The organism is Paenibacillus sp. Root444D2 (genome assembly GCF_001426375.1).
Taxonomy (GTDB): domain Bacteria; phylum Bacillota; class Bacilli; order Paenibacillales; family NBRC-103111; genus Paenibacillus_E.
The window spans coordinates 1-23,117 of the sequence record NZ_LMEO01000031.1 but is presented as its reverse complement, the minus strand read 5'-3'; the positions used below and the strand labels follow the sequence as shown (position 1 = coordinate 23,117).

The window sequence follows — 23,117 nt, the reverse complement described above, 5'->3', positions numbered from 1 at the left end:
ATGAAATAATGATATCTAGCATCTTTATACGGTTTTTTGATATCATGGGATTACGAGTTATCTTGAAGGAGGAATCTTATGCATCCCGTACGTAAAGTGTTCGATGCGAATGATGCCTTCCCATTTTCATTTGCCTATAAAAATACAAAGAGCTCGCAAAGCGAGCTTCCTGATCATTTCCACGACTGGTATGAAATTGTGTATGTGTATCGAGGAAAAGGAACCTTCTTTATCGATCATACTTTTTATGAAATGAAGCAAGGAGATCTCTTCCTCATCCCTGGCAATACGATTCACCGGGCAACGCCGGATAGAGAGATGCCTGTAACGTCCACAGCGATTTATTTCAGCCCTAGCATCGTACAGGCTCCTCACTTGGGTGACTCTTTCACTTATTTGCATTGCTTCGAGCAAGCCGCAGAACACCGCAATTACAAGTTTGAAACGCTACTCCCGCAGCGTCAACACCTAGATGTGTGGTTGGAATCTATTCAATATGAATGCAACCATCCCAATTTGGGGCACCGTCAAGCTATCTTGCTGCAGCTCCTTCAACTCTTGCTTTTTTTGAATCGTGATTTGGGAACTGGCACAAACGCAGGGGATTCCATTGCTCCCCCTATGTGGATGAGGGAAATCTTGCTCTATATCGATCAGCATTTCTGTGAGGACATCGGCCTTAAGACGCTTTCGAAGCAAGCTTCCGTCACACCTGCCCATTTCAGCCGGGTATTTAAGCAGTTAATCGGGATGAATATTACCGCCTATATTATGACCAAAAGAATTATCCGAGCTAAGCAGCTGCTTAGCGAAAACGATCTCAACATTAGCATCATCGCAGAAATGTGCGGCTTTGAGAGCTTACCTCATTTTCATGCCATGTTCAAAAGAGTACTGGGAATGACTCCCGCTGCAGCTAGAAAGTCGGCTAGATAGCTATGCGGAAACAATAAAAAAAACAACCTCCATAGATGTCTATGGAAGTTGTTTCAGTCTAAGCCGCAACCTATTAATTTTAGGATCGCCAGTAAGCTTTTTCACTTAATCGGGTGAAGAATCCTCGTACTTCCTTATTAATAATACTTTGTGAGATAAAGGTATGAACCTCGATCCGCTTCAAGAACGTCAGCAATCGAAAGCCGCTCCAGCTATAAGCAGCAAGCCCTGCCATAAAGTAGCTAAACCCATAATAATCGAAGCCAAGAGGCATCAGTGCGAAAGTTAATATCACATTGAAGGTGAAATAGATTCCCCCGGTAATGACTGCCCCTTTACGATCTTCGAAATACAGCATGATTAAGATATTAATGAGCATGATGGAATTCATCAGTGCTCCTAGCGCACACATCTTAAAAATGTCGATTACGATTTCTTGTAAGCCAAGCCTTTCTAAGAGCAAATCACTGATTAAAATGATAAATAACGTCAAAATGCCTTGCAGTTTCGTCAGACGATACAATTCACGCCAGAGTACCTCGACCATTCGCTTCTTCGCCTTGGTGATCATCTCCAGCGTTCCGCCATGGGTCACATAGCCGTAAAACGTTTTGTATTTATCATAAAATTGCGTCTCCACGGAAACGATGAACAGAACGAGTGACGGAATGATCGTCAGATTTGCTAGAAAGACTGGGGTATCATAGATAGGGCTATACATAAACGTCTCTTCAATCCGGACTCCCGATGGTCCTAACCAAATGATGATGTTATGCATCCAGACGCCCATGTTATACAGAAATCCGATCCAAAGGAGTGAAGGATATTTATCAACATAATGTAAAAAACCATATGGATTAGACGCTTCTTTAGCCGGAAACGAGCGCAGCAGCACAAATACCAGCATGCTCATGGTAAGTAGAATACCACAGCTAAAACCAATTAAAATGTTGGTTGCCTGCTCATGTTGCTCGAAAGCAATCGGGTACCTCAGCATAACATTAACACCGATAATCGAGACCAGTCCACCCGCCAAAAACGAATATGAAATAATCTTATAATCCTTAGCCGCGGTTAAAAAGACCATGGCCAGCCAAATTTGTCCAATCATAAAAAACAATAAAACGCTCGTCACTTTATAAACCATGGATAATGGGGACGACCAATAAAAAAACACAGTAACAATGAGCGAAATACCGAGTATGATCCTGCTTATACCCACATAGGTCGGTGTGACGACCTCTAGACGATTTTGAAAGAAATGATCGGCCAAATACCTTGTAACACTTAGCTGCCAGCCTCCGGAAAGTATTTGGGAGAAAATGAAACAATACGATACCGTAACAATAAACAATTGACGCTGAGCATCATCTACATGACCGAATTGAACAAGAATAAAGTTAATCAAAGCAATACTGCCGACAGATAGCATCCATGGACCAGCAGCAATGAAAGAAGCGTAGGTATAAGCCCTAACTCTAAGTGTAAGATAGTCATCGCGGAACAACTTCTGTAGGGTAAATCCGATTCCCGCCATTAGGTAACCACCTCATCATATAACTGCCGATAAGCATCAATAAAATGATCAATCTGATAATAGGCTTCCACACGATTACGTCCAACTTGTCCCATATAGGCTCGCTCATCCGGGAGTGAATACATTTTCACCATAGCCTCAGACATGGCTTTTGGATTAACAGGAGGAACGACATAGCCGGCTATTCCGACATCGTGCTCATCCTTCCCCTCCAGCAGCTCGCGGCAGCTGCCTACCTCCGTACAGATCCATGGTATTCCTGCGGCCATTCCTTCCAGAACGGCGAGGGGCTGACCTTCACTAATCGAGCTCAGTATGAGCGCATCAATCTTGGGTAAATATTCGTCAATGGCTACCTTTCCCATAAAAGTAACAATCTCCTCCAAATGGAGATTGCGGGTTAAGGCAACGCATTCTTGATAGTAATCAGGATCTTCATCCGTAGGCCCCATAATCCAAAGACGGATGTCAGGGATGTCATGGCTGGCAAGCCGAACAGCATAGAGCATCGTCTTAATATCCTTAATGGGTACGAGACGCACTAAGGCGCCGAAGACGATCCCTCCACCGGAGGTACCTAGATGTCTTGGAAGCACTGACAATCTGTGATAATCAATGCCATTGGGGATAATCATTGCTTTCTCAGCCTGAAGTCCGAGCTCAAGCTGAATTTGATGCGTACCTTTATATAGAGAAATGGTTCGGTCAGCCGTGTGATAAGCGCCTTGAGACATATGGTAGAAATAGGCAATCCATCTTTTTTTGAAGGGAGGATCTACCCACACTGATTTCAAAATCTCTTCTTCCCTTTCACGTGCGTAAACGCCATGCTCCGTAAGCAGGAATGGCTTCTTGTGCTTCAATCGCAGATAGGTCGCGATCAAGCCAGCATATCCGGTTGAAACAGCATGATATACATCGGCTATCGGATAGGATTGCTGCAGCAAATAAATGGCGGGGAGGTACATGGATCTCCACGTCCAGAAATAGCTATTAAACGAATGATTCGGCATTTCTTGCTCATAGGATGCAACCAGGAAATCCCAAAATATTTCACTCTTCATAAAGGAAATCGGGTTTCCCAGCCTTATAGGATCAGCAATGCAGGGAATAGATTGCTCGGAATTTTTTTGAAAAGCAAACCACTCCAGACAGGATGCAGCCTCTTTCTTGGTCAATCGTGGAGGCTTACCCTCCTCTAGACTCAGGTAATCCATCATGAAAACATCATGAATGCCTGAAATATTGGGCGGAAGCTTGTACTTATAGCTTGAGGCCTCTTTACGAGATGAAGAAATCGCGATGATTTCAAATTCATGCTCTGGCATGGCCGAGACCAACATCTGAATCCAATTCGCTACCCCGCCTGACACGTAAGGGTAACTTCCTTCCACTATCAATGCGATTTTCATGGCTTCATTTCCTTCAATTGTAGGGTCACAGTAGGTTGATGAGCCTCCAAATGCCACAGTCCATCCGTATGTTCCATACGTGTCAGTACGCCGGCTTCCTTGGAAATCTCTGGTGTTCGGTTTTTTGGCACACGGACGGTGTAATGCATGGGGACCAATTCATCCTTGGTCGTAATTGTAATTACGTCTTTACTGTAATGAACGTCGACCTTTCCGGCCGAGTAGATACTTAGCTTCTTCACCGCGTCCCTAACCGTTAAAGGTTGAAGATACGCATAGCTTTTATTGAGTGATGCCATCCATGCTTCGAATTGCTCACTCAAAAACTTCCAGCCTTTTCCTGAGGAACGTTTGATATCGAGCGCATCGTCCGGATGTACAAAGTGATTCACCAAACCAAAATTAGCAATAACATCATTGACGTAAAACTTCGTACTGTCGTCCAGCCAGTAACCGGATGAAATACGGGGGAAATTCGTGAATTGCGGAAATTCACTGTCCACCCCAAATTCCTGCTCCAGAAAGCCCTCTTCCTCCCCCGCATAATAAAGGGAAGCAATGATATCAATGGAGGGTACTGCTTCAGCGATCGCTGCCTTCCCCGTCTTGTTCAGCACATTGGACGGTGGCACATATGTCTTCAACTCATGCCCGGGAAACAAGGTGTTCGCGAGCTCTACCATACGCTGAAGACTTTCGACCATGGATGCTTTATCAGACCAAGGAACATAGCCGAGATTACTGTTAATTGGCTCCTCTGGAGTGACCAGAGATTGATGATTATAGCCATGCAGACCAATCTCTCCACCTAGACCCAGCAGCTTACTGCCAAAATACGGCATGATCTTCGGATAGTTCCCGAGAAGTGTTGGGAGAGGCGAACTCGTCTGATTCTGATAATTCCCAATCATGAGGCCCGTATACTTCCACCCATAGAGCTTAGCGAAACGTGCCATATCCGCCCACCAAATCCGTTCATAAAATGCAGGTGTGCTCAGTCCGTACTCCTGACGAATTAGCGGATTAACAACAAGCGGAACGGGGGACGGGAAATCGTCAATATTCAGACTTCGTACTGCCACTTGTGAAGTTACCAGGCTGTCTAGAGCCAGACCAATGGATTGAACCATAAGCCCTCGACCTACCTTCTGGATACTGCTGGTTGAGTTCCAGAACACGACGCTTCCCTGCCCATAGTTATTTTTCCAGAGCATAGGCGTTCCTTCGGCCGATAAATAAATGTTAACCTGCGGCTTAAGCTTAATATCCAACATACTGTTTGAAAATAGCGCATTGCTTGCTGGAAGATTAGGATAGCCGGGAAATACAGTTTGGTTGACTTCTATGCCATGTATCGTTCTTTCAATGAATCCGTTATTACTTTCTATCCCCAGCATGTCATTCCATTCTGGAGCATAGAAACGCGTATAGGCAAGAAGCCGACCGCCTTCATTCAAATAGGACTGAATAACAGTCTGATCCAGTTCGCTTATATCTTCGCCAGTGAGTAGAATGACAGTCCACGGGCTTGGTTTAATTGTCCTCAATTCGTCGGCGGTTATAGAATCCGCCTGCAATTTGGCAAGCCCCAGTGCTGTCTGTAGGTTGACTTTGACCTTATTGCCTTCTGAATCTTTTGGATTTGTATACATATACAGACTGAGTTTATCACCTGCTACGGAGGATTGTGCCGAGCTCTTCACTGGAAACTGCGCCTCTTGGTATATATTTCTTGCTGAAGATAAAGGAAACAAGTCGACGGTGCGTATGGTTTGCAGCCCGACACCGAGCAGCAGCACACTAACGATAACGCATGTAAAGATGATCAGCTTGCGGGACACCTTGTTCCTTCAGCTCCTTCCAAAATTGGATCGCAGGCAGATGCTCGTCTGGAACCTCAACGCTGTTGTCCAACCATTGCTGTGCCAATAGACTAAGTTCGTTTAGTTTTCCTTCTGCATACATTTTTTCTGCTTGAGTTAAATAAATCATATAACGATAATCTCCTACATGGGAAAGCTGCCCAGCAAGGCGGATGGACGTCTGGTAATCCTTTTCCATTCGTGCCAGATTGCATAGCTCTGCGATAAATCGGGGCTCATCAGGAAATTGAATAAGTCCCCGTCCTATCCATTGTTTGAACGTCTGTCTAACTTCCATAGCGAGTTCTTCGGTCAATAAGTGGCTCCCCAAGTATAGTCGGTAGGTTTCTAATAATTCTTTCCATGTCTCCCAGCTTTTTTCGTCCTGCTGCAGAAGTAAGGTCCATTTCTTGATATTTCGTATATATTGCTCATTTAAATAGTTCAAACTAGTCGCTGCATAATGAACCACTTCGGGATCCTCATTGCGCAGGGCTTCGTTAAACAACTGCACTTTATTATTACCTTCATATTGGAGGAGAGAAAATAAAGCCTCCTTCTTGGCCACAGGTTCGCCTGACATCAGGATTTCCCGGAATGGCAACCGGTTCGATTCCGCTTCTACATTAATATTATAGCTTTCCATCGATTGCGGAGAATAATAGACGTAGTTCTCATATTCTTCGTAAAAGTCGTGCCGAAAGCGAAAAAGCAACAATCCTATAAAAACAAATGATCCTATCAGAAATCCAACGCCAGGAAAGAAAAGGATGATGGTTTGCACCCACCCGGCACTTAGCCGATCTTCGACTCTGAAGGAGATCATATGGAGCAGCCTATTATAAATGAGCACAAGGACGAGATGAAGCAGCATGCTTGTCCAATGAAAAGAAAGCCCAATGATCTGCAGTCCATCTAACACTGCAAATAGTAGACTGACTGCCACGGCAATCCATGCGTGAGGAGAAACATCAAAATGCCGGACATTCCGAGAGACTCTCATTCCAAAGCCCCCCTATTGAAACGATCCCTTATCCTGTCTTCAATACGTGATGCCAGCTCTGGTGACGTGGCGGGAAGCAAAAACAACAGCTCTCCGCGGAATGAATCGTAGGCTATCGCATCTTCATCACGCAGCATCTGCTGTGTCAAGCCATTGATTTCTATCAGCGCATCAGTCTCTTCCATTTCGCTAAATTCGATTGGAATCTGCAGCAGTAGGAATTTTTGGGCAAAATCGGTTGCGCGTATCGTTTCTTCATTCAATTTGGCGTAGAAATAATCCGGCTTCATTACGCGGGTATTGGGGAAATAACGCTGCTCATTCAACTTCTGTTCCTTCTGGAACGCTTTCACGCAGCTCTCACCCATCCAAGTGAGAATAAGTCGGAACAGATCCATCGTATGCTTGTTCAAGGCAACAAAATCAAGCCCGTTCAAACCTATAATGCCTATAATTTGCTTGTTCTCATCCAAAAGAGGTCCTGCGAGCATGGGAATAGCTGCCGATTCTCCCTCCTGTCGTATTTGAACCGTTTTCTCCTTACATACTAGGGCATACAAAGATGGTTGATCTAGGAATACGGTGGATGGATAATGTGCTTCTGCACCATAATAGACTTTCAACCTCAGTACATCACCGCCTGGACTCATTCGATAGATGACAATGGAACCCGCTTGAATTAAATCTTTGCATAAGCGCACAGCATCCGTGAAAATAATTTCCGAATCTTCGGAATCTAATGCCTTGGCAATTTTATAGAGGGTATACATGCTTTCTTGAGCACCGACTACCTTCGTTTCCAAAGCTTTTTTAACAAAGAGAAGATCATGATAGCTGGTATCCATTTTCGCTAGCTGCTGTTTATTGTCCTCAAATTCATCCGCCAGAATGGCATATCGAAAACGTAAATCGGAGGAAACGTGACCTACAAATAAAGCGATCCCCCAATAACACACAAACCATTTTGCCTGAACCCATTGATCAAATAACCCATATAAATCACCGTTAATCTGGAGATACGTTAGAATATGCAGCAAGCTGGCTCCTACCGCCGAGGCTGCACCTATACGTGTTCCATAGCGGAGCGAAAAGTAAAGAACAACAAATATAAATGGATTGGGTGACCAATTCAACCAATCCATGTTGTACACCATATGGATAATAAATAAAACGGCCAGTAAAATAGCCAGTTCACACCAGGCTAACCAGCTTCGGTTTTGTCGAAAAATCAATCACGTTTCCTCCAAACTTTAACTATCCAAAGGTCTGATAATAATGGGGTTGTTTTTCTTCTTATAAAACTGTTTCAATTGCTCATAGATTTCATCTATTTGAAAAGGCTTAATAATATACTCATCGGCTCCAGACATCATAGACTTCGATAATTCGCCGATGGAATGCTTGGCACTCATCAGAAAAATAGGTGTTTTTGCAAAGGATTTGTCTGATCGAAGCTCTCGGCATAGTTCAAATCCCGTTAAATTCGGCATCAGAACATCCGACAGTACAGCGTCTGGTTTCAATTCCTTTATCGCTTTTAATGCAGCAACAGGGTCATTGAAGGCAGATACTTGAAGACCTCTCACTTCGAATATATCCTGTAAAATGTGCAGTAGGACAATATCGTCGTCCACGATGGCTAGGTGATTCATGCTGTCAACTCCTTACAATTATCTAGCTGCATAAGTCATAAATCCACGTATGTTAAAGGATAAGTTTGAATGTTGTTAGGTTATATTTTATCATATAATGAAGCTAATCCAAATTTCAGGAAGGTCCGTGAAAAGCGATGAAGACATCTCGGGTAACAACAACTGCCATTATCGTCTCCATGGTCTTTTTCTCTTTCCCATTTAAGAAGCAAGTCCAAGCATCTAAACCTTTTCAAAACGTGAAAGACTACTCCCTCTACTATGGTGCACCTACTGAACAAGCAATCATTCACTTAAAGTCCAAAGATCTTATCATTATTGAACCTCAATTATTCTCAAAATTGCAGATACAAGACATTCAATCCAATGGCACTATGGTTATAGGTTATATAAGCGTTATGGAAACCCCTGTCTGGAACCAGCTTCGTATGAAAGAACTAATGTCTTCGGACTATTTATTGAAACAGGGTGAGCGTGTCCATTTCAAGCAGTGGGATTCGTATTTGATAGATTTGCGGCAATCACACTATCGTCAGCTGCTGTTGTCAGAAATCAAAACTTCGATCTCAGACAAAGGCTTGGATGGTTTGTTCCTTGATACCGTTGGGGATATCGATGACTGGATTCAAGATCCAGCTACTCAAAACCAAACAAGAGAAGCTTACCGTTCTTTCCTACAAGATGTTAGTGATCAATATCCCGGACTTTCCATAATTCAGAATCGCGGCTTTGATACACTCGACTATGCGCTGCCTTATATTGATGGTTTGTTATGGGAGGACTGGAGGGCGAATTGGAAAGAGAATGCCTGGATGAAAGCAAGAGTGGACAGACTGCGAAAGGAACAAAAAAAGGGCTTGACCGTATTTTCCATCCATCTAAATAAAGAGGGCTCCCCTGGTAGAGAAGCCCGTAAACTAAAATTTTTACATATAGACGCACCTAATGGTTATACGGAAATAGACAACTAGTTATAATTGATTTTGCTCTTTGTAATAGTCAAACGTCTCCTGCAAGCCATTTCTTAATGTATATACCGGACTCCAATCCAAACCGGCAAGCGCAGCGCGATTATCCAATCGACTGTGAACGATATCTCCAGCTCGTGAAGGTGCGTAGGAAGGATTGAAGCTCATCCCGCTGATGTCGCACATTTCCTTAAGAAGAGCGTTAACACTCGTCTGCTCGTTCCAACTGACATTGTATATCCCTCGACTGCCCTTACTCAGTGCAGCCATATTTGCGCGAACGATATCTTTCACATAAATAAAATCTCTTGTTTGCTCCCCATCACCAAAAATCAATGGTTGTTTGCCCGCTAAAAGTTTATCTACGAAAATGGAGACTACGCCTCCCTCACCTTTTGGATCTTGTCTAATCCCATATACATTCGCATAACGCAAAATCGTATAATCCAGCTCGTAAAGAGAAGAAAAGCTCTCTATATAGTGTTCCGGTGTATGTTTAGAAATACCATAGAAGGATAGCGGCTTTATCGGATGCTTCTCATCGACGCCCAAATAGTGCGGGGTTCCATACACAGCTGCAGATGAAGCGTAAATCAGCTTACGGACACCATGCTCCCTGCATTGTTCCAAGACGGCAAGGGTACCGAGAATGTTTATTTTAGCGTCTAGTAAAGGATTACTGAGCGAAGTTTGAACATCGATTTGTGCAGCATGATGAATCACGACTTCTGGGCGTGCAGCGGTGAAAGCCTCTGCTAATTCATTATCTAACAAATCTCCATGATGGAAGACAGCAAGGGGATTCAAATTTTCCTTACGACCTGTAGATAAGTTATCAAAAATATGTACGTGATGCCCCGAAGTGATCAATTGATCGACAATATGTGAAGCGATAAATCCGGCTCCCCCGGTAACTAAAATATTCATAAGCGCACACCCCCATCATGATAACGTAAATGAGCTACAAAGTAGATCACTCGACTTGAGTTTTATTATATTATAGATCTCCTCCGTGTAGTTAGAATGAAAAAATAACAAATAAAAAGAGCCATTATTTCGAACTAGATGAAATAGCTCCAGATAATGTCTCTATTTTGGTTTGGCTTAGATTTAATTCTTCACGACTCTATCATATAAAAAATCGGCAATATGGACGGCCTCCATGCGGTCTTTTTGCCCGTGCTTTTCAATGCCCAGCTTCATTTGCAGCAAGCAACCGGGGTTGCTTGTAACCAGATACTGAGCGGCAGTAGCGTTCACATTTTCCATTTTATGTTCAAGAATTTGGTTCGCCATTACGGGCTGTGTGACATTATAAATGCCGGCTGAGCCACAGCAGGAGCCTGCATCTTTCATTTCGATATAGGCAACGTTGCCTACCTCTTTCAGAAGCTGTCTGGAAGGATTGCTGCCTTTCATGACATTGCGCAGATGACAAGAGTCCTGATACGTAACGCGAGTGGAAGCTCCACCGTCAACTGTCTCTGCGAACTGGAGTGGACGTCCTTGCTCAACAAGAATCGTACTGATGTCCTTCACTCGCGCAGCGAACCAAGTCGAGGCTTCTTTCCATTCCGGCTCCTCATGAAGCAAATGATCATACTCTACTAGAATGGCGCCGCAGCCCCCCGCATTGGACACGATATAATCTACACCGGCTTCTTGGAAAGCGCGAATGTTATTCTTGGCCAAAGCTTTCGCTTGATCACTCTCACCGCTGTGTGCATGTAGGGCCCCGCAGCAATTCTGAGTCTCTGGAATGACTACGTCAAATCCCGCTTCAGAAAGCAGTTTTACCGTTTTGATATTCGTTTCGGTAAATAAAACATCCATTAAACAGCCGCGGAACATGCCAACCGTAGCCATCTTTTCCCCTTTTGCCGGAATGTAGGTACCCAATTGCTCTACGACCCCTTTGCTGGAAGCGTCAGGGAGTATGGTTTCCATATCGGATAAATGCTTGGAAAATACCTTTACAGCGCCTGTTTTCCTAACAATGGTTTGCAAACCTGATTTTTTATAGAAATGAAGGCCTGATCCCAACAAACTCATTCTTTTTTGATGAGGGAATAGCTCCTTGAATACCAGCTTACGTACACCGCTTACCCACCATCTGTGCTGCTTCGTATGCGTCTCAATCGCATCACGTGCCTGCTCAATTAACTGTCCATATTTCACATCTGCCGGACAGGCTGGTTCACAGGCGCGGCATCCCAGGCAATGGTTCATTTGATCTTCGAAGCTGATACCAGGCTCCATAATACCATCCACAGCCGCTTTCATAAGTGAAATTCGTCCACGTGGGGACTCGGCTTCCACACCGGTCTCCTTGAATGTCGGACAAGCAGGCAGACAAAAACCGCAGCGCATACAATTGGTTAATTGCTCGTAGTCCAGCTTCTGTACCAGTGTTTCTTGAAGTGTTGCTGCTGCGATCTTAGCCACGATCAATCACCACCCTGCGTCGGGACTCTTTGGCAAACATTTTACCGGGATTTAAAAGATGGTGAGGATCGAAAACTTCCTTAATCCCTTTCATCATGGCGATTCCGGCACTTCCTACCTTCCATTCCAAGAAAGGCGCTTTGACTAAACCAACGCCATGCTCGCCGGTAATCGTTCCCCCCATCCCGATAGCCGCTTCGAATATTTCTTCGAAGGCTAGTTCGACACGATGTATTTCTTCGTGATCCCTGGCATCTGTCGTCGCGGTTGGATGGAGGTTGCCATCTCCTGCATGTCCAAAGGTACAAATTTGCACGCGGTGCTTTTCGGCTATGCGATTAATCTCTAGGACCATATCAGCAATCTTAGAACGTGGAACCGTCGCATCCTCTAATATCGTTGTTGGGCGTAGACGAGCGAGTGCGGTAAAAGCACTTCTCCTTGCCGTTAACAGCTTCAGGGCTTCCTCTTGATTGCTCGCAATGCTAACTTCATCCGCCAGCTCCTCGCGGCAAATTTCCGAGATCCTTTCGATGTCCCGCTCAACGGTTTCCATATCTCCATCTTGCTCGATTAACAAAATAGCTGCCATATCGAGCGGAAGTCCCAATTTGGCGAAATCGTCTACAACACGAATCGTTGGATTATCCATGAATTCTAAGGTAGCCGGAATGATGCGATTCTCAATGATTTTGGATACCGTACGGGCTGCTCCATATAAATCTTTGTACATGGCGAGCATCGTTTTCTTATATTTGGGAGGCGGTATTAGCTTAAGCGTGGCTTCGGTAATGACTGCTAATGTACCCTCCGAGCCAATGAGCAGCTTCGTTAAATCATAGCCGGCCACGTCCTTCATCAGCTTCCCGCCAGTACGCATAATTTCGCCTGAGGCTAGGACACATTCTAATCCGATCACATAATCTTTGGTAGTGCCGTATTTTAAGCCGCGAAGACCTCCTGAGCATTCTGCTATATTTCCGCCTATCGTCGAGATGGACATACTGCTTGGATCTGGTGGATAGAATAAGCCAAGATTTTCAATATGCTCTATGAATTGCTTCGTAATGATACCCGGCTGAACGGTTGCCGTTAAATTTTGCAAATCAATGTCAAGTATCGCATTCATGCGATGCATGACCATCACGATGCCTCCTTGAACGGGGACCGTACCGCCGCAAAGATTCGTGCCTGAACCTCTGCTGACCAATGGAATGCGATGCTCATTTAACACCTTCATAATTGCTGATACTTGCGCCGTATCTTTGGGATAGATCACACCTTCAGGCAGCGCTTGGAGCATAGGTGTTCCATCATAGGAATGCGTAACAAGAGATTCCATATCATCTTTGAAAAATGCTTCGCCTACAATATCCTGCAGTTTTTGTCTTACGCGGCTTTCAAGCATAAATACCTCCCATGGTACTACTCATTTATTTCAAATTGATCATGTGATCAGATGACTTTTTTTCTATTTTAACTTATGATTGAATAGATGTATAGATACTTCATGGGGGAATTATATGACATTTCAGCAGATTCGACCGCAAAAGGGCTCGGAAATCGTCCTTCAGCAAATTAAATTGCAAATCGAGACGGGTACTTATGCACCAGGTTCGAAACTTCCAACTGTTGTTGAACTTGCAGCTAGCTTTCAGGTTGGCCGTTCTACGATTAGAGAAGCGCTTAGCGGATTAAAGGCAATGGGGTGGGTAGATATTCGACATGGCGGAGGCACCTTCGTTACGAACCCTTTGCCAATAGATAGCAGCAGCCTCTTCGATCACGGCCAAACGCTGCAGGAAGTGCAGGAGGTGCGAAGATTCATAGAGGCGGGTTGTGCTTCGTTAGCTGCAAGTCGCCGTACGGAAGAAAATTTGACGTCACTCATGCAGATCCTCCGTACAATGGAAGCTTCGCTAGAAAACGAAGAAGAAAGCGAGCAAGCCGACATTTGCTTGCACCTAGAAATTGCCAAAGCCTCCCACAATACCCTCATGATCGGGATGATGGAGTCATTGACGGAGCGGCTGCAGCAAAGTATGAAGGCTTCTCGCCGTCTATGGTTTTTTGCTGAACGTGCTTCCGCTGAGAAGCTCCTTCAGGAACATCGCGACATCGTCGATGCTATCGAGATGAAAGATGAGCAGCTTGCAGCGGAAAAAATGTCGCAGCATATTCATAAAGTGGACCAAGTAATTCAAAAGCTTGCCAAAATCTCAACGGATGCCTTTTGAGAAACTTCACTGCTTATTCTTCTATAACTGGTATCCGCTCGATTCGGGGATCGGTGAAGATGTCATACTCATCCCGGCTAGTACTGGAAAACTCAGAAACAACCGCGCCTTGATCCCCTGCTTGAAACCAGTGTTTAGTACCAGGTTCGATCGTATATTGTTCGCCTGGATGCAATTCAATCTCGTTAAATACGGTATAGTAAGTTTCACTACCAGCAGGAATTATTGCCTTGAGGCTGGAAGGAGCCTCTCCCTCTACATAGAGCAAGACGCTCCCTGATCGGCAGCGAAAAGTCTCCATTTTACCAGGATCACTGCCGATTGGCGGATGTAAATGCTCTGGGCATGTTTGACCTGGGAACAGAACCAATTCTTTGGCACAATAACGTTCTGTGTTCACATAGGTAATTAATTCAAGCCCTTGAACTTCTAGTTGATTGAGCCCAAAGTCAGCCACTTCAATGTTCCTGATTTCGTTGTCTGTCAGCATAATACCGCTGAGCTTCAGTACTTCTGCTGTGCGCTCTTGAGCCCTCGTGATCTCACTTCTTCTCATCTCTTCTCACCCTCCCAAAAGTACCATAGGAAATGCATCTCATAACATAACTCAAAAGAATCTAAGGCAGAACCTAAGGCAGGGCTAACTTGCCCATGATTGTGGGCCGCTCTGCTCCAGTAGCAGATGGCAGATTATTAGGTACGCCATGAATCCAATCGTTGCCTAGCAAAGCAAAGAGGACAGCTTCTTTGGCATCACCCGATAAGCCAAGTTCATCCGATGTAAGAATGGATTGCTCCGGAAGCAGCTCTCGGAGCATTCTGAGCTGCGTCTGATTATGCGCCCCGCCGCCGCTAACAATCACTTCGGCAATACTATACTCTGGTAAAACGAATTCGTTGTAAGCACGGGCGATAGAATGCGCGGTAAATGAAGTCGCTGTCGCAACGATGTCTTCAGGAGGTAATCCTCGCTCAAGAGCAGTAGCCAAATAAGAAGAGGCATAATCTTTACCAAAGAGCTCACGCCCCGTAGTTTTAGGCGGGGGGAGCTTAAAGTAAGGATGAGCTAGCATACTATTTAGCAGCTCTACATCCACACAGCCGGTAGCAGCCCATGCGCCATTCGCATCATAAATCAATCGGCCTTGTGAAAGCTCAAAGACAACTTGGTCCATAATCATATTGCCTGGTCCCGTATCAAAAGCGATAAGATCATGAGCATCGGTCGATGTTGAAGCCGGAATGGCGGTGCAATTGCCAATCCCGCCGATATTTTGGAGAATACGCCCCTTTTCCTCGTGGCGGAACATAATAAAGTCCCCGTATGGGGCTAGCGGTGCACCTTGACCTCCAACCGCCATATCCGCTGTACGAAAATCGCCAACAACAGGTCTTCCCGTCCGCTTAGCTAGGACGGATAAATCGCCGATTTGCAAAGTTGATTTCGGCAGATATGGATTGACTTCATCCGCTACAGGGATGTGCCATACCGTCTGACCATGAGAACTAATAAGATCAATACGCTCCAAGGGGATATTAGCCGCTGCCGCCGTACGTAGCACGGCATCAGCAAAGCGTTCCGCTATCGCGAAGTTCATCCCGCATAGCAAAGACACATCGGAGTGTTCGATTGAACATAATTCTTTGAGCTTTTCCCGTAATCCATCTTCATAGGCAAAGCTCTCAAAATGGAGCACCTCAACCTTTGCGTGGGCGCCGCTGCCGTCAATCCGAACAAGTGCGACATCAATGCCGTCGAGGGAAGTACCTGACATGATTCCAGCAACCGTCAGAGACGTTTGATTCAATAAGGATCGCAGCATTATAGACCACCCTCCCATTTCCATCCTGCTGGAAAGTCTAGACCAAGCGAGACCGGCAGCCGGCCTTGCGGAGTAAGCTGACCTAACAAGCACTTGGCCACACTTTGCAGGGCAAGTGGCCGGCTTTCATAAGCCGCGACGAAGGTTGAAATCTCCGGCAGCTCCAGCAAATCGTACGGCACTCGCAGTGCGACGACCACAAGCGGCTTGCCGAGCGCCTGCAGGGCACGCACCAGCTCGACCTGCGCGGGATGGAATCGGGCGTTGTACGTCCCGATGACGATCTGCTCCGTCTGCTGCGCCTCGGCGAGCAGCCCAGCGCTGCTTGCTGCCACCTCCGGCAGCGGCAGCAAGCGATCGAGCACGTCTAAGCCGTGCTCGGCCAGCGCAGCCCCCAAGCTCGCGGGGCCCGCGTAGGTTTCGTCGACTCCCGACGAAACGGCTGCGGCCACAGTGATCGCGAGCGTCTTCACCCGCTTCAGCGGGAGCAGCTTCTGCTCGTCTTTGACGAGCGTGATGCTCGCCTCGCTGAGGCGTTGGGCGACCGCGCGGTGCGCTGCGGTCCCGACCTCATCCGCGGCCGCCGCACTTGGCCGCGCATCAAACAAGCCGCGCCGCTCCTTGAGCGCGAGCAAACGGGCGACCGAAGCGTCAATACGCGCTTCGGTAATCCGCCCTTCGCGCACCGCGCGCTCCAGCGCGGTGATGGCCGCGAGCTGGCGGTCCCGGCTATGGCTGATCAGCACGAGATCAGCCCCTGCCTCGACCGCCATGACAGCCGCCGGCGCGGTGCCGTAGTGCTCTGAGATTGCATTCATTTCCATGCAATCCGTCATGATAACTCCTTCAAAGCCGAGCTCCTCACGTAACAGTCCAGTAAGTACCGACTTCGAAAGAGTGACTGGCAGCTTTGCCGATTCTAAAGCGGGAAAATAAATGTGCGCTGACATAATAGCATCCACGCCGTTCTTGATCGATTCAACGAAAGGTACCAATTCAACCGCACGAATGCGCGCTTCAGCATGCTCAATCGTTGGTAAATCCAGATGCGAATCCACATTCGTATCACCATGACCCGGGAAATGCTTGGCCGTTGCAACGACCCCTGCATCCTGATATCCTTGCATCGACTGACGTCCAAATTCAGCAACAAGTTCCGGAGACTCCCCGAATGACCGTACACCGATAACGGGGTTATCCGGATTATTATTCACATCCAAAACAGGTGCGAAGTTCATATTAACGCCCAGCGTTCGCAATTCCTGCCCTGAAATAAAGGAAGACTCATAGGCAGATTTTGAACCATCAATTGCTTCAAGAGCTCCCGCAGCGAGTGCCATCTGCCCTGGCATTAGCGCCACGCCTTCCGTCAAGCGAGCCACCATGCCGCCCTCTTGATCAATGGATATCCATAGCGGCAGATTCTGAGATCGTCTTGCAACTTGTTGGAGCTGCTCGGATAGCCGAGCAACTTGCTTTGTATCCTGTACATTACGAGCGAAGTAAATGACCCCGCCTATATGGTTTTGTTCAATAAAATTCTCCAGATCTTCGGTCATATCGGTGCCTTCAAATCCACAGAGGATCATCTGACCGATTTTTTGCCGAAGCGTCAATTCATTAAGATCTCTCTGGCTCCTGCTCATGCTGTTTTTACTCATTTCTTTTTCTAACTCCCCTCGTAAAGCCAAAATGATTCCCGCAGCTCCAAGCTGTCATGTAAGTGTTTACAAAGTGAACCGAATACCTATTATTATAGGAATAACAAAATAATATTTCAATATAAATATAAAATATGAAATTTTATTTTACATCCTTCGTCGATTTGTATAGGTTGATGCAGCTCAACTTACATATATGTTGAAACATTTGCTTACTAATCCGTATAATGTTGTATTTTCTACAACTTTAGACAGGCAAATCCCCGTTTTCCCTGCGAATGTTGTAAAACATACAACAATTCCAGCCAAAAGCAGCTCTATAACAGAGAAATAGGCTAAATTGTTGTACAGCGTACAACATCTGGAGCTTTCACAGAAGAAATCAAGCAAATTGTTGTACGAAGTACAACTTCGTGAATCCTGGGCGCGATTGAATGACTAATATGACTAATTCTCCATTTCTTCAAAAAACCACCCCAACATCATTTATCAGAAAAAATCATCATTCAAGTGATGAAACCCAACCACTTATCCCCAACTTTATGCCACATCTTATCCAGCAGACTGCGCAAATCATAATTTCCTATACAAAAAAAGAGACAAGCGAATGTATTCACATTCGCTTGTCTCTTTTTACTAACCCATATAGTTATCTATCGCTGCCAAAACCTCTTGTAATTTGCGATTAACTTCTATCAGCTTAGATTCCAACTGTTCATAGTCACTTTGTGTATCAAGAGTTGATTCATGAATCGCATCCTGCAAGTCACATGCTGAGCTGGAAAGATCTATCGCCCCAATATTGGAAGCAATCCCTTTCAACGTATGGACCAGCAAAATAGCTTTCTTGATGTCGTCTGCTCGAAGCGCCTCCCGAATTTCAACGGCTGTTTCTGCATGATTTTGTACAAATAGCTGCAAAATCCGATGATATAATTCCGTTTTATTTCCCAAACGCTCCAGTGCTTCTTTTACTTGTAAAACAGGCAAGGTTTCATACGTTTCTACGGTGGCAGCGGCCTGTGCCATGCCTTGCAATTTCGAGCTTTGAATCACACGCTGCAGCACACTGAACAGCTCAATGGGTTCAAAGGGTTTTGTTATATAAGCCTTCATTCCTGCTTCAAGCACTTGCTCCTTAACACCCTTCACCGCATCAGCCGTCATCGCAATAATAGGTGGAACTTTGTAGCCCGTCTCGATGATTTGACGCGTAGCCTCATATCCGTCCATCACAGGCATTTGCAAGTCCATTAATATGGCGTCATATCGTTTATTTTCGACCATATTTATAGCTACCGCACCATTCTCTGCCACATCGACAAACATCCCCTTCTCACTTAGAAACTCTTTGGCTACCATTTGATTGATCTCATTATCTTCTACTAGCAAAATGTTGGCGTTACGAAGCTCTGTGAATTTCTCTGCATGATCCTGGTCCTGCATGATGCGCTTTTCCAAAGAATGAGAGATCTGAGGCTCAAATAAACCCACAATTTCGTTATACAGCTGTGACTGGCTAATGGGAAAGTACATAACTTTCTTAACAACAGACGTATGAGCTAGCTCTTGCAATTGGGATTCGTGATAAGCACTGATAATCACAAGAACTTGAGACGGCGTCGAATAGTTCGTTTTGATATTATCCACAAGTTGAACGGCATCCGCATGTTCCAGCTGCCAATCAATAAGTACCAAGTCAAACCGACAATCACGGTGAATATCAGTAATCTCATTGTCCAACGACCCGATGACACAGACAATGAATTGCAGCTGTTCAAGTTGGCTTTTCAAAATCAATTGCATTTCGGGGCTATCGCACACCAGTAATACGCGAAGGAACTTCAAATGAAAGTCTTTCTCTACTTCAAAAAATACACCCGTGCTTTGATCAAAACGTGAGGTAAAGGTAAAACAAGACCCGCTTTCCGGCTCGCTTTCTAAGTCGATTGACCCTCCCATAAGTTCGATCAACTTTTGACTAATAACCAGCCCAAGGCCCGTGCCCCCGTATCTGCGGGTCATCGACATGTCTGCTTGCGTGAATCCTCGGAAAAGTTGATTTTGCTGCTCCTTAGTCATACCAATCCCTGTATCGCTAACGTTAAAACGAAGCACAATCCCTTGGTCGTTTCTCGATTGCAATTGGACGGAAATGGCTACTTCCCCGTATTCCGTGAACTTAATCGCATTATTGCACAGGTTTAGCAGTACCTGATTTAATCGGAACGGGTCTCCCTTGAGCATCTGAGGAACCGCGTGATGAACAGAGAAGTGGAGCTTGAGCCCTTTTTCAAACACTTTAAAGCTCATCATCGTCGAAATATTGTTAAGCACCTCATACAAATCGAAATCGATTTGTTCCAAGACGATCTTCTTCGCCTCTATCTTCGAGAAATCGAGGATGTCGCTAATGATGGAGAGCAGGCTCTTGGCGGATAGCACCGTTTTGTCCAAGTAATCCTTTTGCTGGTCTGTGAGCTCTGTTTGCTGCAGTAAGTAATTAAAGCCAAGGATCGCATTCATGGGTGTACGGATTTCGTGGCTCATATTTGCTATAAACTCGCTTTTGGCGCGATTTGCGGCATCAGCCGCTTCTTTTGCCTCTATCAGCAATTTATTATTGCCCTCAAGCTCCGTAGTGCGATTATCAATGCGTTCCTCTAAGCTTTCATTAACTTGCAATAACTCTTCAATCAGACTTACATTTGTATTTTCTAAATCAAGTGCTTCTAGATTTCGTTCCTTGAGCTTAGAGGACATTTCATTAAATGCATTGGTGAGCTCGCCAATAACATCTTTGCGGTAATTATCTATAACAATTCCGAAATTTCCATTCCGGATATCAATCACTTTTTCATTCAATATTTTAATAGGTGTAATGATCCATTTCGTTAATAAGAGACTTAGCGCGATCAAAATAACTAGCACAATTAGAGCCTCTATACCAAACTTGAGAAGCAAAGTATGAATGTCTTCTGTCAAATCGTGCTCAGGTATCGCAATGACTAAGTACCAATCAAAATTCCCATTAAACGAATATTTACTAACATCTAAAAAATAATTCTCACCCTGAATTTGATACTTACCCGAACGAATCTGAAGTTCATTATTAGCTTTCTCTTTGATCAACCCATTACTTTCTTTAATTACTTTATTTTCTGATGTGCTAGCTCTGACTCTCTCATATTCATCCCCTTTTTTCGTAAATAAGGTATTTCCAGTTGAAGTTGCAATTAATTCTCCTGTAGGCTCCATGAGGAAAGCCAGACCATTTTTACTAATATTAATATTTCGCATATGCCTAGCTACCTTATCTAGAGAAATATCCGTACCAAAAACCCCAACAACTTTGCCATCAACCGATATTAAAGGTTTGGACGTTGTAATTCCCAGACCAGTTTCAAATACACCTCCATATACTTTTGACCAATAAGTAGTTCCCGTCCATTTCGCTTGCTCATACCATGATTGTTTTCGAGCGTCAAAGCTCGGAACAACCTTAAGCTCCTTCATAAAATCACCAAATTGATTTACTCGATTAACAATAACTTTGTTGGAAGGTTCTCCCGTCGAGGAAGCAATTTCCAAAACACCATTATTTACCCCAGATGATACAAATTTGCCTGATTCATTCGCATAATAAGCATAGTCAATAAAGTCATTATTCCGAACTTCTTCTAGAAAAACCTTCCCCAACTTATCGACATCTTGTGAGTTCAGAGAACCATTTCCCTCTAACGTGACATTCAAACTATTCACATACTCCGCCGGTTTAAAATAGCTGTCCAACTGATTAAATATATCGGATTGTAAATGATGGATGACGCGTAAATTGGTTTTGTCAGTGACTTTAGATGTAAATCCATTGACCTGAAGATAATAAATAGCTCCCAATATAAGGGGTATACATATAAATGGAAAAATGATTTGTTTATGTAGACTTAAACGACTATATGTACGCGCAAAGCTCTTTAGCATCTGTAATGCCTCCAAATGAAATACGTCTGTGTATTCATTTATTCGACATGATTTGACGTTATCCTTGATTGCAATGTAAATCTGTGGTACGGTACTAAATCCAATTCTACAATAGGTTGTTTATCCACTTTCGGATGCATAGGAGGGGTTCCCGCGTTGTTGCCTTCCATACGCTAGTCATGAATCAGTTTGCCGCTGACTTTCAATCGTACTGGCAATTGCATACGGGCTCTAGGCCAAAATAATTCAGAATGCAGTACCGTACCAAGGAATGTATGCAAAAAAAGTGGTTGAACAGGAAAGTTTCCTGTTCAACCACTTTACTTTATACTACGATACCGGCAAGAGGACTCGAACCTCCACCCTTTCGGACTCGATTTTGAGTCGAGCGCGTCTGCCATTCCGCCATGCCGGCTTATATGGCGCGCCTTGATGTGTTAAGGCGCGCATGCAATTAAGATAATGCCGAAGACCGGACTTGAACCGGTACGGTAGTCACCTACCGCAGGATTTTAAGTCCTGTGCGTCTGCCGATTCCGCCACTCCGGCTTAATGGAAAGCTCCGAACTGGAAGTAACTAAGCTACAATCCAGTTCATCACTTTGGGATGCGCGTAGAGGGACTTGAACCCCCACGGTCGCCCGCTAGATCCTAAGTCTAGTGCGTCTGCCAATTCCGCCATACGCGCATGTTGTAAATATCCGCCTAAAGATCCCTATATATAGTGAGTCATGTAGGATTCGAACCTACGACACCCTGATTAAAAGTCAGGTGCTCTACCAACTGAGCTAATGACTCTTGAAAAGAATGGGCGGACGACGGGACTTGAACCCGCGAATGCTGGATCCACAAACCAGTGCGTTAACCCCTTCGCCACGACCGCCATATGAATAAGTCTTGCTAGGCCCCGACAAAGTAATCGGCGTTATTACAACGCTTCACTTTGGGGTACTGTGGTGCCGTCGAGAGGACTTGAACCCCCAACCTACTGATTACAAGTCAGTTGCTCTACCAGTTGAGCTACAACGGCTTATTAAGTTTGTAAGAATGGTGGCTCGGGACGGAATCGAACCGCCGACACGAGGATTTTCAGTCCTCTGCTCTACCGACTGAGCTACCGAGCCTTACAAGATGTTGAATTGGGACCCCCGGAAAGTATTCGGCATTTACTACAAAGCTTTGCTTCACTTTTTGGGGTTTAGTGGCGGAGCTGACGGGATTCGAACCCGCGGTCTCCTGCGTGACAGGCAGGCATGTTAGGCCACTACACCACAGCTCCAAAATGTACATGATATGGTGAACGCTGACGGGATCGAACCGCCGACCCCTACCCTGTCAAGGTAGTGCTCTCCCAGCTGAGCTAAGCGTTCATGTTAATGGATAATGACCCGTAGGGGACTCGAACCCCTGTTACCTCCGTGAAAGGGAGGTGTCTTAACCACTTGACCAACGGGCCTTATTTCCGCGCAAAAGAGGCGGCAAAAAAAATACCCAACTAGTGGGTACTGCTTGGCAACGTTCTACTCTCCCAGAACCCTGCGGTTCAAGTACCATCGACGCTGGAGGGCTTAACGGTCGTGTTCGAGATGGGAACGCGTGG

16 protein-coding genes, 10 tRNA genes and 1 rRNA gene are annotated in these 23,117 nt (G+C 45.1%); 3 read left to right on the top strand and 24 right to left on the bottom strand.

What is annotated here, in order from left to right:
* Window positions 1-78: 78 nt before the first annotated feature.
* Window positions 79-936, top strand: coding sequence for an AraC family transcriptional regulator (locus tag ASD40_RS18150; protein ID WP_057304586.1), 858 nt, complete (start codon window positions 79-81; stop codon window positions 934-936).
* Between the two features lie 79 nt (window positions 937-1,015).
* Here ASD40_RS18150 and pelG read toward each other — a convergent pair whose 3' ends face one another.
* Genes pelG through ASD40_RS18120 form a run of 6 tightly spaced genes read right to left on the bottom strand, consistent with a single transcriptional unit; the run spans window position 1,016 to window position 8,402 of the window.
* A complete protein-coding gene (gene pelG, locus ASD40_RS18145; RefSeq protein ID WP_057304585.1) occupies window positions 1,016-2,473 on the bottom strand; it encodes an exopolysaccharide Pel transporter PelG in 1,458 nt (485 codons plus the stop codon).
* The gene (pelF, locus tag ASD40_RS18140) at window positions 2,473-3,885 is read right to left on the bottom strand and encodes a GT4 family glycosyltransferase PelF (protein WP_057304584.1); all 1,413 of its coding nucleotides are present in this window, start codon (window positions 3,883-3,885) and stop codon (window positions 2,473-2,475) included. Before pelF ends, pelG begins: the two co-directional genes overlap by 1 nt.
* Window positions 3,882-5,726, bottom strand: coding sequence for a DUF2194 domain-containing protein (locus ASD40_RS18135; protein WP_057304583.1), 1,845 nt, complete (start codon window positions 5,724-5,726; stop codon window positions 3,882-3,884). The genes pelF and ASD40_RS18135 overlap by 4 nt, the downstream gene beginning before the upstream one ends.
* Window positions 5,686-6,750, bottom strand: a complete 1,065-nt coding sequence (locus ASD40_RS18130; protein WP_057304582.1) for a hypothetical protein — start codon at window positions 6,748-6,750, stop codon at window positions 5,686-5,688. Before ASD40_RS18130 ends, ASD40_RS18135 begins: the two co-directional genes overlap by 41 nt.
* Window positions 6,747-7,982, bottom strand: coding sequence for a hypothetical protein (locus ASD40_RS18125; protein WP_057304581.1), 1,236 nt, complete (start codon window positions 7,980-7,982; stop codon window positions 6,747-6,749). Before ASD40_RS18125 ends, ASD40_RS18130 begins: the two co-directional genes overlap by 4 nt.
* Window positions 7,983-8,000: 18 nt before the next feature.
* On the bottom strand, window positions 8,001-8,402 hold the full coding sequence (locus tag ASD40_RS18120; RefSeq protein ID WP_057304580.1) for a response regulator: 402 nt from the start codon (window positions 8,400-8,402) through the stop codon (window positions 8,001-8,003).
* Between the two features lie 137 nt (window positions 8,403-8,539).
* Between ASD40_RS18120 and ASD40_RS18115 the strand changes: the two genes are divergently transcribed.
* Entirely contained in the window at window positions 8,540-9,373 is an 834-nt protein-coding gene (locus tag ASD40_RS18115) for an endo alpha-1,4 polygalactosaminidase (protein WP_057304579.1), read from the top strand.
* Here the strand turns inward: ASD40_RS18115 and ASD40_RS18110 are convergent, their stop codons facing one another.
* The 3 genes from ASD40_RS18110 to ASD40_RS18100 form a co-directional block, all read right to left on the bottom strand.
* On the bottom strand, window positions 9,374-10,297 hold the full coding sequence (locus tag ASD40_RS18110; RefSeq protein ID WP_057304578.1) for an NAD-dependent epimerase/dehydratase family protein: 924 nt from the start codon (window positions 10,295-10,297) through the stop codon (window positions 9,374-9,376).
* Window positions 10,298-10,480: 183 nt separating this feature from the next.
* Window positions 10,481-11,806: a (Fe-S)-binding protein gene (locus ASD40_RS18105; RefSeq protein ID WP_057304596.1), complete on the bottom strand. Its 1,326-nt coding sequence runs from the start codon at window positions 11,804-11,806 to the stop codon at window positions 10,481-10,483.
* 1 nt (window position 11,807) lies between these two features.
* Entirely contained in the window at window positions 11,808-13,223 is a 1,416-nt protein-coding gene (locus ASD40_RS18100) for an FAD-linked oxidase C-terminal domain-containing protein (RefSeq protein ID WP_057304577.1), read from the bottom strand.
* Between the two features lie 115 nt (window positions 13,224-13,338).
* Here ASD40_RS18100 and ASD40_RS18095 point away from each other — a divergent pair, with 115 nt between their 5' ends.
* Window positions 13,339-14,052: a FadR/GntR family transcriptional regulator gene (locus ASD40_RS18095; protein ID WP_057304576.1), complete on the top strand. Its 714-nt coding sequence runs from the start codon at window positions 13,339-13,341 to the stop codon at window positions 14,050-14,052.
* A 13-nt stretch (window positions 14,053-14,065) separates the two neighbouring features.
* Here the strand turns inward: ASD40_RS18095 and ASD40_RS18090 are convergent, their stop codons facing one another.
* The 15 genes from ASD40_RS18090 to rrf all read right to left on the bottom strand — a co-directional run.
* The gene (locus ASD40_RS18090; RefSeq protein ID WP_057304575.1) at window positions 14,066-14,608 is read right to left on the bottom strand and encodes a D-lyxose/D-mannose family sugar isomerase; all 543 of its coding nucleotides are present in this window, start codon (window positions 14,606-14,608) and stop codon (window positions 14,066-14,068) included.
* A 73-nt stretch (window positions 14,609-14,681) separates the two neighbouring features.
* The gene (locus tag ASD40_RS18085) at window positions 14,682-15,875 is read right to left on the bottom strand and encodes an anhydro-N-acetylmuramic acid kinase (RefSeq protein ID WP_057304574.1); all 1,194 of its coding nucleotides are present in this window, start codon (window positions 15,873-15,875) and stop codon (window positions 14,682-14,684) included.
* On the bottom strand, window positions 15,875-17,536 hold the full coding sequence (nagZ, locus tag ASD40_RS18080; RefSeq protein WP_235549301.1) for a beta-N-acetylhexosaminidase: 1,662 nt from the start codon (window positions 17,534-17,536) through the stop codon (window positions 15,875-15,877). Before nagZ ends, ASD40_RS18085 begins: the two co-directional genes overlap by 1 nt.
* Window positions 17,537-18,172: 636 nt before the next feature.
* Entirely contained in the window at window positions 18,173-21,517 is a 3,345-nt protein-coding gene (locus ASD40_RS18075) for a response regulator (RefSeq protein ID WP_057304573.1), read from the bottom strand.
* 336 nt (window positions 21,518-21,853) lie between these two features.
* Window positions 21,854-21,932 (bottom strand) — tRNA-Leu (locus ASD40_RS18070).
* Between the two features lie 48 nt (window positions 21,933-21,980).
* Window positions 21,981-22,066: transfer RNA gene (locus tag ASD40_RS18065), tRNA-Leu, on the bottom strand.
* Between the two features lie 59 nt (window positions 22,067-22,125).
* Window positions 22,126-22,205: transfer RNA gene (locus tag ASD40_RS18060), tRNA-Leu, on the bottom strand.
* A gap of 37 nt (window positions 22,206-22,242) precedes the next feature.
* Window positions 22,243-22,315 (bottom strand) — tRNA-Lys (locus ASD40_RS18055).
* Window positions 22,316-22,327: 12 nt separating this feature from the next.
* A tRNA-His gene (locus tag ASD40_RS18050) sits at window positions 22,328-22,400 on the bottom strand.
* A 71-nt stretch (window positions 22,401-22,471) separates the two neighbouring features.
* Window positions 22,472-22,547 (bottom strand) — tRNA-Thr (locus ASD40_RS18045).
* A gap of 18 nt (window positions 22,548-22,565) precedes the next feature.
* Window positions 22,566-22,641: transfer RNA gene (locus ASD40_RS18040), tRNA-Phe, on the bottom strand.
* A gap of 78 nt (window positions 22,642-22,719) precedes the next feature.
* A tRNA-Asp gene (locus ASD40_RS18035) sits at window positions 22,720-22,796 on the bottom strand.
* Window positions 22,797-22,811: 15 nt separating this feature from the next.
* Window positions 22,812-22,887 (bottom strand) — tRNA-Val (locus ASD40_RS18030).
* A 14-nt stretch (window positions 22,888-22,901) separates the two neighbouring features.
* Window positions 22,902-22,973: transfer RNA gene (locus tag ASD40_RS18025), tRNA-Glu, on the bottom strand.
* A gap of 51 nt (window positions 22,974-23,024) precedes the next feature.
* Window positions 23,025-23,117 (bottom strand): 5S ribosomal RNA (gene rrf, locus ASD40_RS18020); the annotation flags it as partial.